Origin of the sequence: Nocardioides seonyuensis, from assembly GCF_004683965.1 — a bacterium.
GTDB classification, from domain to species: Bacteria; Actinomycetota; Actinomycetes; order Propionibacteriales; family Nocardioidaceae; genus Nocardioides; species Nocardioides seonyuensis.
Genome location: NZ_CP038436.1, coordinates 3455256 through 3469355, shown reverse-complemented (window position 1 = coordinate 3469355; position 14100 = coordinate 3455256). Strand labels below are relative to the sequence as shown.

General features: G+C 71.7%; 11 protein-coding genes and 2 riboswitches. Of the genes, 5 read left to right on the top strand and 6 right to left on the bottom strand.

Annotated elements, in window-relative coordinates:
- Positions 1-169 precede the first annotated feature (169 nt).
- Positions 170-331, bottom strand: a complete 162-nt coding sequence (locus EXE58_RS19580; RefSeq protein ID WP_167288980.1) for a hypothetical protein — start codon at positions 329-331, stop codon at positions 170-172.
- Between the two features lie 727 nt (positions 332-1058).
- Positions 1059-1607 carry a histidine phosphatase family protein gene (locus EXE58_RS16805; RefSeq protein ID WP_135268922.1) on the bottom strand — a complete coding sequence of 183 codons (549 nt, stop codon included), beginning with the start codon at positions 1605-1607 and terminating at the stop codon, positions 1059-1061.
- Positions 1598-1728: riboswitch (cobalamin riboswitch) on the top strand. (Overlaps the previous gene by 10 nt.)
- A gap of 38 nt (positions 1729-1766) precedes the next feature.
- On the opposite strand from EXE58_RS16805, the gene cobN reads away from it, so the two are divergent.
- Genes cobN through EXE58_RS16785 form a run of 4 tightly spaced genes read left to right on the top strand, consistent with a single transcriptional unit; the run spans position 1767 to position 8339 of the window.
- A complete protein-coding gene (gene cobN, locus EXE58_RS16800) occupies positions 1767-5375 on the top strand; it encodes a cobaltochelatase subunit CobN (RefSeq protein ID WP_135268921.1) in 3609 nt (1202 codons plus the stop codon).
- A complete protein-coding gene (cobF, locus tag EXE58_RS16795) occupies positions 5372-6124 on the top strand; it encodes a precorrin-6A synthase (deacetylating) (RefSeq protein ID WP_208544058.1) in 753 nt (250 codons plus the stop codon). Before cobN ends, cobF begins: the two co-directional genes overlap by 4 nt.
- Entirely contained in the window at positions 6121-7617 is a 1497-nt protein-coding gene (locus EXE58_RS16790; protein WP_135268920.1) for a cobyric acid synthase, read from the top strand. Before cobF ends, EXE58_RS16790 begins: the two co-directional genes overlap by 4 nt.
- Positions 7614-8339: a cobalt-precorrin-6A reductase gene (locus tag EXE58_RS16785; RefSeq protein ID WP_135268919.1), complete on the top strand. Its 726-nt coding sequence runs from the start codon at positions 7614-7616 to the stop codon at positions 8337-8339. Before EXE58_RS16790 ends, EXE58_RS16785 begins: the two co-directional genes overlap by 4 nt.
- Position 8340: 1 nt before the next feature.
- Here EXE58_RS16785 and EXE58_RS16780 read toward each other — a convergent pair whose 3' ends face one another.
- Together EXE58_RS16780 and EXE58_RS16775 are read right to left on the bottom strand one after the other, a co-directional pair.
- Positions 8341-9153: a CbtA family protein gene (locus EXE58_RS16780; RefSeq protein ID WP_135268918.1), complete on the bottom strand. Its 813-nt coding sequence runs from the start codon at positions 9151-9153 to the stop codon at positions 8341-8343.
- Positions 9154-9301: 148 nt separating this feature from the next.
- Entirely contained in the window at positions 9302-9535 is a 234-nt protein-coding gene (locus EXE58_RS16775; protein ID WP_135268917.1) for a CbtB domain-containing protein, read from the bottom strand.
- Between the two features lie 184 nt (positions 9536-9719).
- A riboswitch (cobalamin riboswitch) is annotated at positions 9720-9907 on the top strand.
- 23 nt (positions 9908-9930) lie between these two features.
- On the opposite strand from EXE58_RS16775, the gene EXE58_RS16770 reads away from it, so the two are divergent.
- Entirely contained in the window at positions 9931-10620 is a 690-nt protein-coding gene (locus tag EXE58_RS16770; RefSeq protein ID WP_135268916.1) for a (2Fe-2S) ferredoxin domain-containing protein, read from the top strand.
- 15 nt (positions 10621-10635) lie between these two features.
- On the opposite strand, the gene EXE58_RS16765 is transcribed toward EXE58_RS16770, so the two are convergent.
- Positions 10636-11616, bottom strand: coding sequence for a cobalamin biosynthesis protein (locus tag EXE58_RS16765; protein ID WP_135268915.1), 981 nt, complete (start codon positions 11614-11616; stop codon positions 10636-10638).
- On the bottom strand, positions 11613-14099 hold the full coding sequence (gene cobBC / locus EXE58_RS16760) for a bifunctional hydrogenobyrinic acid a,c-diamide synthase/histidinol phosphate aminotransferase CobBC (protein ID WP_244242548.1): 2487 nt from the start codon (positions 14097-14099) through the stop codon (positions 11613-11615). Before cobBC ends, EXE58_RS16765 begins: the two co-directional genes overlap by 4 nt.
- Position 14100: the final 1 nt, after the last annotated feature.

Here is a 14100-nt window from a genome sequence, read left to right as displayed (position 1 = left end):
CCAATAGAGCGTTTGACCTGCAGAAATGCCGTCTTGAACGCTTGCGGCTGCCGGAGCGACGTTGCGAACGTCTGCGAATCAAACCGAGCCCATTCCGAGCCCTCAGGGCCTACGAGCGCCGACAGTCGCAAAGAGCCGCAGTTTCCGCTCGAGCGTAGCGGCGAGATGGCTACAACTCCCCCGCGATTACGAGCCGGTCGAGCGAGGACTCGGCATCCGGGACGTCGAGCAGGACGGCGCGGTCCTTCTGGACGGCGGCGACCATTGCCCGCAGCCGCTGGCGATCCTTCTTCGTGAGCTCCTCGTGCCGGAAGTCGCGAGCCGTGAGCAACCCGGCGAGGACAACGAAGTCACGTCGGTGGCGGCCGAGGCCAGGTCGCCCGCATTGCTCAACGCGGCGGCCTTGCCGACGAGCGCGCCGACAAGGTTCGGGCGACGTACGGAGCCTTCGCGACCGGCGACAGACACAGCGACGGTCTCGCTGCGCTGCAGCGCTTGCGTCCCACCGGCCGTGGGGAGGGTCGGACTCCCCGTGACTCCAGGACGCAGACTCGCGCGCTCGCCGATGCCGTCGGGCAGGAGTACGTCGATCGAGGCGTCGCCCCGGACCCAACGATGCTGGAGCCCCTCCGCCGAGATGCCTGCCGAAGCGAACCCGAGGTCGGTCAGGACACCGGTGAACGTGGCCAGCATCCTGGGGTCGGCGCGTACGTCGATCACCGTGTCCGCGTCGTTGGTCGGCCGGAAAGGAAACTGTCCGCGCTCGGCGCAGTGCAGATGCACCAGTTGCCCGCCGACGAGCGTCCAACCGGTTGCGAGCCGCTCACCGCGGTCGAGGCTTGCAGATACGTCGATGAGGTCATCGTTGGCGCCGCAGAGCGCGTCGATGAGTCCGAGGCGGGACGGCCAGCGCAGCAGCTCTACGTCGCAACCGGCACCCGTCCTCCGACCCTTCTGAGAACCGAGGACTCTGAATCTGGACCCCAGTCCCGTATCACAGGTCAGCCGGTTTGTGGCCCCCGACGGCCGTCACGCGCCCCCTCCCCCGCTCGTCGACGTCACAACCGCTGGACGGACCGACCGTCCCAGAAGAGGACCTGGCCGTTGGCGACCTCCCCCACCGTTGATCCCCCGGGCAGGGAGCGGAACAGCTCGCCGTGCGCCACCACGACGTGCGTCATCGCCGGGTCCAGGTCGGCGAGGGCAGCCAACGTCCTTCGCATGACCTCAGCTCGAGGCTCCACACCACCGTGGGCGAGCGCGACAGCCGAGGCCCGTCCGGTCCAGGACACCGTGCTCCGGTGGCTCGTCCCCTGGAAGAGGCCGAAGTGCCGTTCCCGAAGACGTTCGTCGACGGCGTGGCTGGCTCGCAGACGAGCCGCCACGACCTCGCCCCCTTCGACCGCGCGAGTGAGATCGCTCGAGGTCACTCCTACCACGGCTGTGGAACTCAGTCGTCGGGCGAGGCTTTCAGCGGCGTCGGCCATCTGGGCACGCCCGAGTTTTGTGAGCCGCGGATGTGGCGTCTGTCCCTGTGTGACGCCCCGCGCCTTCCACTCCGACTCTCCGTGCCTCAGGAGGTAGACCGGCTGCTTCACGCGCACCATTCTCCCGTAGGCTGCTGGAGATCCACGGCGCAGGAACCCGGTGAGACTCCGGGGCGGTTCCGCCACTGTGACCGAGCACGCGTGCTCGAAGCCAGACACTGGCCGTGGGTGAATCCGACCGCTACACGGGGCGAGAACCCCGGAGGAGGAACCCGGCACATGGCCGCGTCCGCACACGTCTGCCTGCTCTCCACGTCCGACACCGACCTGCTCTCGGCCCGGGCCAGCGGTGCGAGCTTCGCGCTCGCCAACCCGTCGCGCAGCACGAGCAGCGAGCTGGATGCGGTCCTCGAGGGCGCCGACCTCGTCGTCGTACGTCAGCTGGGCTCGGCCCACGACCTGTGGGAGGGACTGGCGGCCGTCCGCGCCGCCGGCACACCGCTGGTCGTCCTCGGCGGTGAGCAGCAGCCCAGCGCCGAGCTGATGGAGCTCAGCACGGTCCCGATCGGCGTCGCGACCGAGGCGCACCGCTACCTGGCCGAGGGCGGGCCCGCGAACCTGGCCCAGATGCACGCGTTCCTCTCCGACACCGTCCTGCTCACCGGCGAAGGCTTCGAGCCCCCGACGGTCGTGCCGTCATGGGGCTTCGCCGAGCGAGGCGCATCGTCCGACCCCTCACTGCCGAAGGTCGGCATCCTCTACTACCGCGCCCACCAAGCCAGCGGGAACACCGCCTTCGCGCACGCCCTGGCGGACGCCGTCGACGCCACCGGCCAGGCCGTGGGCGTGCCCATCTTCGCCGGCTCGCTGCGCAGTGCGCCCGACGAGCTCTTCGACGCTCTCGGCGAGCTCGATGCCGTCGTGGTGACCGTCCTGGCCGCCGGCGGCAGCGTCCCGGCCTCAGTCAGTGCCGGTGGCGACGACGAAGCCTGGGACGTCGAGCGCGTCGCCGCCCTCGACATCCCCGTCCTGCAGGGACTGTGCCTGACCAGCAGCCGTGAGGAGTGGGAAGCCAACGACGACGGCGTGACGCCCCTCGACTCCGCGAACCAGATCGCCATTCCGGAGTTCGACGGGCGCATCATCACCGCACCGTTCTCCTTTAAGGAGATCGACGACGAAGGTCTCCCGCGCTACGTCGCCGACTCGGAGCGTTGCACCCGCGTGGCCGCCATCGCGGTCAACCACGCGCGACTGCGCCACGTCCCGAACGCGGAGAAGAAGGTCGCACTCGTCCTGTCGGCGTACCCGACCAAACACTCCCGGATCGGCAACGCCGTCGGGCTCGACACCCCGGTCTCCACGATCCGTCTGCTCCGACGGCTCCGTGACGCCGGGTACGACCTGGGCGGCCCCGACGCCGTACCGGGCCTCGACCTCGAGGAAGACACCCAGGCGGGCGACGCACTGATCCACGCGATGATCGCCGCGGGTGGGCAGGACGAGGAGTGGCTGACGTCCGGACAGCTCACCGACGCGCACGTGCGCATCGACGCCGAGCAGTACCGCCGCTGGACCGCCCACCTGCCGCAGGCCCTGCGCGACTCCATGACCGAGGCGTGGGGCGAGGCTCCCGGTTCCCTCTTCGTCAACGACGCCGGTGAGATCGTGATCGCCACGCTCGTCGCCGGCAACGTGGTCATCATGATCCAGCCGCCCCGCGGCTTCGGCGAGAACCCCGTGGCGATCTACCACGACCCCGACCTCGCCCCGACCCACCATTACATGGCGGCCTACCGGTGGCTGGAGGAGTCCCCGGAGTCCGGCGGGTTCGGTGCGAACGCCATCGTGCACGTCGGCAAGCACGGTTCCCTGGAGTGGCTGCCGGGCAAGAACGCGGCGCTCTCCGCCGAGTGCGGCACCGACGCGGTGCTGGGCAACCTGCCCCTCTTCTACCCGTTCCTCGTCAACGACCCCGGCGAGGGGGCACAGGCGAAGCGACGCGCCCACGCCACCATCGTCGACCACCTGATCCCGCCGATGGCGCGCGCCGAGACGTACGGCGACATCGCCCGGCTCGAGCAGCTGCTGGACGAGTACGGCAACATCGCTTCGATGGACCCGGCCAAGCTACCCGCCATCCGTGGCGAGATCTGGCAGCTGATGAAGGCCGCCGAGCTGCACCGGGACCTCGGCCTCGACGAGCGCCCCGGCGACGAGGAGTTCGACGACTTCCTGCTGCACGTCGACGGGTGGCTGTGCGAGATCAAGGACGTCCAGATCCGCGACGGCCTGCACATCCTGGGTCAGGCGCCCTCCGACGAGGCGCTGGTGAACCTGGTCCTCGCGGTGCTGCGCGCCTCGCAGGTCTGGGGCGGGGTGGGCAACGCCGTCTCCGGGCTCCGGGCAGCACTCGGCCTCTCCGACGGCGCCTCGACCGCCGAGGTGGACGCCTTCGAGGCCGAGGCACGACGTCTCGTGGAGGCCTTGGCAGCAGCGCACTGGGACCCCACGGTGGTGCCCCAGCTCCACGAGGACGCCGACGTGCGGGCGGCACTGAGCTTCGCCGCCACCGAGGTGGTGCCGCGCCTGGCCAGCACGACCGACGAGATGGACGTGCTGCTGCACGCCCTCGAGGGCGGCTACGTGCCTGCCGGCCCGTCCGGCTCGCCGCTGCGCGGTCTGGTCAACGTGCTGCCGACCGGCCGCAACTTCTACACCGTCGATCCCCGCGCCATCCCCTCGCGCCTGGCCTGGCAGACCGGTCAGGCGATGGCCGATTCCCTCGTGGAGCGCTACCTGGACGAGACCGGCGAGTACCCGAGCTCGGTGGGCCTGTCGGTGTGGGGCACCAGCGCGATGCGTACCTCGGGTGACGACGTGGCCGAGGTGCTCGCGCTGCTCGGCGTACGGCCCGAGTGGGACGACATGTCCCGCCGGGTGAACAACCTGCAGGTGATCGACCTGGCCGAGCTCGGCCGGCCGCGCATCGACGTCACCGTCCGCATCTCGGGCTTCTTCCGTGACGCCTTCCCGCACGTGGTGGCGATGCTGGACGACGCGGTGCAGCTGGTCGCTGCCCTGGACGAGCCGGACGAGATGAACTTCGTCCGCGCCCACAGCCGCGCCGACGTGGCTGAGCATGGGGACGAGCGCCGGGCCACGACCCGCATCTTCGGCTCCAAGCCCGGCTCGTACGGGGCGGGCATCCTCCAGGTGGTCGAGTCGGGCTCGTGGCGCGACGACAACGACCTGGCCGAGGTGTACACCGCGTGGGGCGGTTTCGCGTACGGACGGGGGCTGGACGGAGTCGCCGCGGCCGAGGACATGCGCACCGCGTACCGGCGGATCAGGGTGGCTGCGAAGAACGTCGACAGCACTGAGCACGACATCGCGGACTCCGACGACTACTTCCAGTACCACGGCGGCATGGTGGCCACGGTGCGGGCTCTCACCGGCTCCGACCCGAAGGCCTACGTCGGCGACTCGACCTCCCCCGACGCCGTCAGGACGCGTTCGCTGCAGGAGGAGACGAACCGCGTCTTCCGGGCTCGCGTGGTCAACCCCCGCTGGATCGGGGCGATGCAGCGACACGGCTACAAGGGAGCCTTCGAGCTCGCGGCCACCGTCGACTACCTGTTCGGGTTCGACGCCACGGCGGGTGTCGTGCACGACTGGATGTACGAGTCGCTGGCCAGCTCGTACGTGCTGGACGAGACCAACCAGGCGTTCCTGCGTACGTCGAACCCGTGGGCCCTGCGCGGCATCGTCGAGCGGCTGCACGAGGCCGCCGAGCGTGGCCTGTGGGCCGACCCCGACCCGGAGACGCTGTCGCAGCTGCAGAAGGTGTACCTCGAGGTCGAGGGGGACCTGGAGGACGAGGCGTGAGTGCCCACCTGCACGTCGTCAGCTTCGGCACGGGACCCGACCACCTGACCCGGGACGCCGTCCGCGCCCTGCTGGACACCGACTACGTGCTCGCCGTCCGCAAGCACGAGGACGACGAGCTGCTGCGGGTGCGGCGTGCGATCTGCGAGGAGTTCGAGGTCGAGCTGGTCGAGGTGCCGGACCCGGAGCGTGACCGGGACGACCCCGCCGACTACTCCGCCGCCGTACGGAACTGGCACGCCGCACGGGTCGCGGCATTCGCCGACGTCGTGGCCGCACGCGGCGGACGCCCCACCTTCCTCGTCTGGGGTGACCCGTCGCTGTACGACTCGACACTGCGCGTCGTCGAGGGCATGGCGGCCGATCCCCGCCTGGCCGGTCTCACCTGGGACGTCGTGCCCGGCATCAGCGCTCCCCAGCTGCTGGCGGCCCGCCATCGGATCGTGCTGCACCCGGTGGGCGCCCCCGTGCATGTCACCACAGCCCGTCGCCTGCGCAGCACGATCGAGGCGGGCCAGCGCAACGTGCTGGTGATGCTCGGGTCCGAGGCCAGCCTCGACCAGCTCGAGGAGCTCCCCGACTGGAACATCTGGTGGGGCGCCAATCTCGGCTCGGACGGCGAACAGCTGGTGGCCGGCACGGTCCGCGACGTCCTGCCGCAGGTGCGCGAGACCCGCGCTCGAGCCCGAGAGCTCGCCGGTTGGGTGATGGACGTGTACCTGCTCCGCGCCCCGGAGGGCACCGCGTGAGCGGGCTGCTGGTAGCCGGGACCACCTCGGACGCCGGCAAGTCGGTGGTGACCACCGGGCTGTGCCGGGCCTTCGCGCGCCGCGGGGTCCATGTGGCGCCGTACAAGGCGCAGAACATGTCCAACAACTCCATGGTCTGTCGGGACCCCGCGGGAGGCACCGCCGAGATCGGCCGGGCCCAGTGGGTCCAAGCGCTCGCCGCCCGGGTGACTCCCGAGCCCGCCATGAACCCCGTCCTTCTCAAGCCCGGCTCCGACCGACGCAGCCACGTCGTGGTCATGGGGCACCCCGCCGGGGAGGTCTCCGCCACCGACTTCGCTACCGGGCGACAGCACCTCGCTGCGGCGGCGCACGCCGCGTACAACGCCCTCGCCGCGCGCTTCGACGTCGTGGTGGCCGAGGGCGCGGGTAGCCCCGCCGAGATCAACCTGCGCTCCAGCGACTACGTCAACATGGGCCTGGCTCGCCACGCTGACCTGCCGGTCGTGCTGGTCGGCGACATCGACCGGGGCGGCCTCTTCGCCTCGATGTTCGGCACGCTGGCGCTGCTCGAGTCCGAAGACCAGGCGCTGCTGGCTGGCTTCGTCGTCAACAAGTTCCGCGGCGACCTCGGTCTGCTGCGCCCGGGCCTGGACCAGCTGGAGCGGCTGACCGGTCGGCCCGTGCACGGGGTGCTGCCGTGGCACCCCGACCTGTGGCTCGACTCCGAGGACGCCCTCGACCTGGAGGGCCGCCGCAGCAGGGACGGCGCCCGGGTGCGGGTCGCGGTCGTACGGCTCCCCCGGATCAGCAACTTCACCGACGTCGACGCCCTGGGCCTCGAGCCGGACCTCGACGTCGTCTTCGTCTCTGACCCGCGCGACCTCGCCGATGCGCACCTCGTGGTGCTGCCCGGCACCCGCGCCACCCTGGCTGACCTCGCGTGGCTGCGCTCCCGCGGGCTCGACACCGCGATCATCAGGCACGCCGACGCGGGACGCCCGGTCCTCGGGATCTGCGGCGGGTTCCAGATGTTGGGCCGCAGCGTCCATGACCCTGAGGGCGTTGAAGGCGCCGCGGGTGCGTACGCCGACGGTCTGGCGCTCCTGCCGGTCACCACGACCTTCGCCCCCGACAAGGCGCTGCGGCTACCCAGCGGGGAAGCGCTCGGTGCCCCCGCCGCCGGCTACGAGATCCACCACGGCCGCATCACCCGCGACCCGGAAGCCGAGGAGTTCCTCGGCGGCGCCCGGGCGGGTCAGGTCTTCGGCACCATGTGGCATGGCAGCCTCGAGAGTGACGAGTTCAGGGCCGCCTTCCTCGCCGAGGTCGCCGACCTGGCCCCCTCCGGCGCCAGCTTCCCGGCCGCCCGGGAGCGCCGGATAGAGCTCCTCGCCGACCTCGTCGAGGAGCACCTCGACGTCGAGATGCTGCTGGCTCTGGCCCGTGACGGAGCGCCTGCTTCGCTGCCGGTGCTCACCGTCCCCACGCTCCCCCAGGAAGGTGCACGATGAAGGTCCTGCTGCTCGGTGGTACTGCGGAGGCGCGTGACCTGGCCCGGCTCCTGGTGGAGGCTCACGTGGACGTGACCTCGTCGCTCGCGGGGCGGGTGGCCCGCCCTCGCCTGCCGATGGGCCCGGTCCGCATCGGCGGGTTCGGCGGAGTCGCTGGGTTGCGGACGGCGCTCGCCGCCTTCGACCTGGTCGTGGACGCCACGCACCCGTTCGCGCGGGGCATGAGCGCCAACGCGGTCGAGGCCTGCACGGCCGAGCAGGTGCCACTGCTGCGGTTCGAGCGTCCCGGCTGGGAACGCGACCCCGCCTGGCGGTACGTCCGTACGCACGACGAGGCAGCGCAGGTGGCAGGAACGCTGGGGCAACGTCCCTTCCTGACCGTAGGCCGGCAGGAGCTGGCCCGGTTCGTTCCCGACCTGGGCGAGGCCTCGGTCCTGGCGCGGGTTGTCGATGCCCCCGACATGGAGCTCCCCGCGCGGTGGCGTCTGCTCACCAGCCGGGGGCCGTACACACTCGAGGGCGACCTCGAGGTCATGGCCGACCACGGCAGCGACGTCTTGGTCACCAAGGACTCCGGCGGGACGTACACGTGGCCGAAGATGCAGGCAGCGGCGCAGCTCGGCGTCCCCGTTGTGGTCGTGGAACGACCCGAGCCGGACCCCCGCGCGCAGGTCGTGCACGCCGTGGGCCCGGCTCTCGAGTGGGTGCTGTCGCACCGCTGAGTCAGGCGGTCGCCCTCGGGGTGGTGTCGACGCGTCCGAGCAGCCACGTGAGGGCCACGCCCATCGCCCCCCAAAGGGCGGCAAGGGTGAGGATCGAGGAGATCCGGAACTCCCACAGCACGTCGGCGGGGAAGTCACCGAGCTCGTTGACCGTCGGCATGGCGAGTGCCGCGACGGTGACCACGATGACGTAGGCGACTCCGGCAACGACGACACCGGTCCACACACCACGTGCGGCGGCGAGCCAGCGGCCCAGGAACACCGTTGCGACCATCGCGACGATCGAGATCAGCGCGAAGGTGAAGTAGTACGCGGTGCGCGACCCGATGGTGTCACCGCTGCCCACAGCCGGCGGAGCGGCCGGGTACTTCAGGAAGGGCACCAGCACGTAGGCAACGAAGCCGAGGGCAGTGACCAACGCGGTCGAACCGACGACCGTCAGTCGTCCCAGACGTCCAGCGACGGCGGCGGCGATGAGTGCGATGATCCCGCCCAGGGCGACGCCGACGGCGATCGTCGCGGTGGCCAGGCCCCAGGTCTTCTGGGTGGTGCGGGTGATGCCGCCCTCCTCCTCGCCGTGGGAGTGGGTATGGCCCTCCTCGCCGTCGGCGTGGGTGTGGCCCTCCTCGCCCTCGGCATGGGTGTGCGCCTCGTCCGCGGCGGGCTCGGCGGGAGCCTCCGCTGCCGCGGCCTCCTCCAGCCCAATGGCGGTGTCGATCGGCGGCTCGCCGACCGTGAAGGCCACGCCGAAGGCCACGAGGCCGGCGATGAGGCCCGCGAGCAGGCCGCGGACCAGGAAAGTACGTGCGTTCACTTGTGATTCCAGTTTCTGTGGTCGTCGAATGAGCCGTGCACGCAGCACGGCGCGCCTGACGCCCCAGCGCCGTAATGTGCGCAGGGGTCGGGAGGAAGACCGCCCTCAGGGACGGTCGGAGCTCAGCGGTGCTGACCCGGCGAGGGGGTCAGTGGCAGGGGTAGCCGAGCAGGTGACGACCGTCGTGGACCCACTCGTGGATCGCGGTGCCGGCGAAGACCGAGACGGCGCCTTGGTCGGTGCTTACGAAGAAGACGACCAGCACGGAGAGCAGGCCGACGAACAGCGCCCAGGGGGCGAGCTCGCGAAGGTCGACCGTCGGGATCTCGACGGCGGGAATGGCGTTGGCACCGGACAGCGGCGCGGCAACAGCGTGCGACATGTTTCCTCCTCAGGGTTCTGCGCCCTGGTGATGTGGGGATGGACGAACGCCCGGGTCTGACTTCACCGCCCGAGGACGGTGTCACAGCAGCGCGACTGTGCCGGACTCACACCGGCTTCCATGGCATTCGCTGGGGGCAGTCTACGCCGTTCGGGACCGCGTGCCGACCGCGACCCACCGGCTGGTACGTTGCCGGTGCCGTGGTGCACGGGAAGCCGGTGGAAGACCGGCGCGGCCCTCGCCACTGTGAGCGCGGAGTTCCGCGACCTCGCTGACGTTGCAGTGTCGGGACCACTGGGTGCATACCTGGGAAGGTCGGTCGCAGGACGTCGATGCGCGAGCCAGGAGACCGGCCACGGCGCGTTCACTTCCGCGAGGTGCCTGGAGAAGAGCCGATGACCACCCATGTCCTGGTGGGCACGTCGCCTGCCGACGCCGCCCGGCGCGCGGAGCTGGGGGCGCTAGCCGACAAGCTCGACGCCGAGCTCGCGTTCCTGCAGCTGGCCTCCCCCACGCTGGGAGACGTCCTCGAACGACTCGCGAGGAGCCGCGAGTCCGAGGTGGTGCTCGTCGGCGTCTCTGCCGGCCCGGGTGGCCCGGGAGTCTCCTGGCTGCGACGGGTCGCAGCCGACTGGTGGCGGGCGTTCGGCGACGGCGCGCCCCGGGTCAGAACGGCGCCCGCCTTCATGGAGGACACGTCGCAGTGGCGGGCCCTGGTCGAGCGAGCACGCCCGATCACCCACGGCGGTCCGGGACTGACGTCGGACGCGTGGGATGACGTCCCCGGGCACCGTCACCAGGTGTTCGTCTGCCGCGGGCCGCGCTGCACGGCCGCTGGTGCGGAGCATGCCTGGAGGGGAGTCGTTCTGGGGCTCATGGGCGCCGGTCTCGGTGACGACGACGTCCTGGTCACCCAGACCGGGTGCCAGTTCCCGTGCAACCGCGCTCCGGTGATCTCGGTCCAGCCGGACGACGTCTGGTACGGAAGCGTGGACGAGGAAGAGGCGGGCGCGATCGTCTCGCAGCACCTGGTGGCCGGGACTCCGGTGGAGCGGCTGCGGCTCCCCCGCCGTCGCAAGGCCTGAGGGTCGCGTTCGACGTCAGCCGGCTGGGCGTGCGCGGCCAGCACGCCACCGCCACGACGGCCGGCCGATGACCGCCGCGAGCACAGCCGTCACGGCGGCGGCCGCGGCGCCGACACGTGTCGCCAGGTCCGTGGCCCTCGGGATGTCCCCGGGGGCAGGCGGGAGCCCGTCGCCCATCGTGGGACGGTGCTCGACGCGTTCGCCGTACCTGTTCGTACCGCCCAGCACGATCTCCAGCGCACCGGCGAAGGCTGACTCCACGACGCCGCCGTTCGGGCTGGGGTGACCGGCTGCGTCCCGCCTCCAGACCCGCCAGGCGTCCCGTGCCTGTGAGGGCACTGCGACCAGCACGGCGAGACCCGCCAGTCGCGAACCGGGGAGGTTGAGCAGGTCGTCGAGCCGCGCAGACGCCCAGCCGAAGTTCTGGTGACGCTCGCTGCGGTACCCCACCATCGCGTCCAGGGTGTTCGAGGCACGGTGGGCCAGCAGGCCCGGCACCCCTCCCACAGCGCCCCAGACCAGCGGGGCCGTGACGGCGTCCGAGGTGTTCTCGGCGACCGACTCGACCACCGCCCGGGCAATCTGCTGCGGCGAGAGCGAGCTCGTGTCACGTCCCACCAGGTAGGTGAGCCGGTGGCGTGCGCTGTCGAGGTCGCCCTCGGCCAGGAACCGGTGCACCGCCAGGGCTTCACGCTCGAGGCTGCGTCCGCCCAGAACGGTCCAGGTTGCAGCGGCTGTGACCGCGGCGTGCAGCACGGGCCAACCCCGCGTGCCCCGCTCGAGTCCGACCCCGAACGCCGCGCACCCACCCACGAGGAGCGAGGTGTACAGCACCCCGCGGCCCCGCGAGTTGTCGTACAGACGCCGTTCGAGGCGGGCGGCGAGGGCGCCGAAGCCGGCCACAGGGTGACCGCGGCGTGGGTCCCCCAGAAGCCGGTCGGCGGCGAACCCGAGCAGGAGTCCCGCGGCTCGCGTCGCCCCGCGCGGACGGATCATGCGCCGATCGCGGCCGGTGCACCGGCCCGTACGTCGTCGAGGGCACGGAGCAGGTCGGCGACCGTCTCGGGCGGCCGCACCGCGATCCTGACCCATTCGCCGTCGAGTCCCGGGAATGTGTCGGCGCGACGCACCGCCACACCGTGCTCCCGCAGCGTCTCCCGGGTGCCACGGCCCAGCCGCGCCAGCACGAAGGAGGTCTGGGATCCCACGACCTCGTACCCGCGTCCGGTGAGGGCGTCGACGAGGTGGGCACGCCACTGCGCGATGCGTTCGGCGCGCCGAACCGCCTCCATCGTCGCCTCGCCCGAGCAGCAGGCCACCGCGGCCGTGATCGCCGGCGCGGAGACCGACCACGGCACCTGCCGGGCGGCGAGCGCGGCGACGGCGCGGTCGTTGCCGAGCACGTAGCCGGCCCGGATCCCGGGAATGGACCAGTGCTTGGTGAGGCTGCGTACGACCAGGAGCCCGCGGCGCCGGTCGGTGGCGAGCGAGTGGCCGGTGTCGGTCACGGCGTCCATGAACGCCTCGTCGACCACGACGACACGTTTGGGTCGGCGCAGCCTGAGGATCTCCTCGGCCGGGTGGAGCACGCCGGTGGGGTTGGTCGGGTTACCCACGACCACCAGGTCGGCGTCCTCGGGCACGGCCGACGCGTCGAGGCGGTAACCGTCCTCGGGCCGGCAGTGGACGACGGTGACCTGGAGGCCGGCGCGTTCGAGCGCGGCGTGGGGCTCGGTGAACTGGGGGTGCACCACCACGGGGCACCGCCACGGCTTCCACCGGGCGATCAGCTCGAACGCCTCGGCGGCCCCCGAGGTCACGAGCACCTCGTCGGCCCGTCGGTGGTGGAGCTCGGCGATCGTGTCACGGGCCGGGGTCACGTCCGGGTACGTGGTCGACTGCTCGATGCCGTCACGCAACGCGGCCTCCAGCCACGAGGGCCTGGGTTCGGGGTAGACGTTGACGGCGAAGTCGATCAGGCCGCGTCCGGTCTCGACGTCACCGTGGTGGAGCAGCGGGTCCGCGACGGGCCCGTACGGCTGCGGGCCGGGCACCGCCTGGGGGCGGGCCGTGGGGGCGGTGACCGGGGTGGCGCGGGCCGCCGCGTGCGCGAGCCGTTCGGCCATCACCGGGTGACCGGCCCAGTGGGTGTGGAGGTAGGAGGCGTGGAGCGTGGGGGTGGCCACACCGATCAGCTCACCGTCGACCTCCCACGCGGGGGGCCAGCCGCGGGCGGGGGCCGTCAGGGTGGTGCGGTGGAACTCGTGCCCGCGGACGCGTTCACCGGCGCGGGTGAGCAGGTTGTCCCCGGCGGCGACGGCTTCGGGGTACCGCAGGGTCAGGCGGCGTGACATCGTCGCGCCGGTGCCGATCACGCCGGCCATGCTGGAGCCGTCGAGGTCGTCGAGGAGGTAGAGCAGGCCGGCGCACTCGGCGACCGTCGGGAGACCGCCCCGCACGGCGTCGCGCACGTGGTCGAGCAGGGCCCGGTTCCGGGCCAGCTGCTGCACGTGCACCTCGGGGAACCCGCCGCCGAGCAGCAGCGCCCGAGTCCCCTCGGGGAGCGAGCGGTCACGGAGGGGGTCGAACGTGACGACCGTGCACCCGGCGGCCCGCAGCAGCTCCTCCGTCTCGGCGTACGCGAAGGTGAACGCCCGTCCACCGGCCACGGCCACCACCGGCGGCTCGCCTTCGACCGGGAGTATCTCGCGACACGGGTCCCACGCGGTGTCGGTGAGGTCGGGGGCCCGACGCGCCACCTCCAGCACGGCGTCGAGGTCGACGTGGCGTGCCACCTTCTGCCCTAGACGGGCGACCGCCTCGGCTGCCTCGTACCGCTCCCCTGCCGGCACCAACCCGAGGTGGCGTGACGGCGCGGAGATGGAGTCGTCGCGCGGGACCACTCCGAGCACCGGAAGGCGCACGCTCCGTTCGACCTCGGCGACGTTGCGCGCCGAACCGGCCCGGTTGAGGATGACCCCGACGACATCGACGTCCGGGTCGTATGCGGCCATGCCAGCGACGACGGCCCCGACCGACCGGGACATCCGGGCGATGTCGACGACGAGCACCACGGGCGTACGGGTCAGCTTGGCGACGTGCGCGGTTGAGGCGTAGCCGTCGGTCCCGATGCGGCCGTCGTGCAGACCCATCACGCCTTCCACTACGGCGACGTGGGCGCCGCGGGCGCCGTGCATCAGGAGGGGCCCGATGCGGTCCTCCCCCACCAGGTGCGGGTCGAGGTTGCGGCCGGGGCGTCCGGTCGCCAAGGCGTGGTAGCCGGGGTCGATGTAGTCAGGCCCGACCTTGTGCCCGGAGACCCCGAGGCCGCGGGCCTTCAGTGCGGCCATCAGGCCGGTGGAGATGGTGGTTTTGCCCTGGCCGGTCGAGGGTGCTGCGAGGACGACGCGTGGCAGGGCGACGGACGACTGGGGGACGGGCGACGGGGTGACGAGGGTGCTCGACGCGGGCGTCGCCACG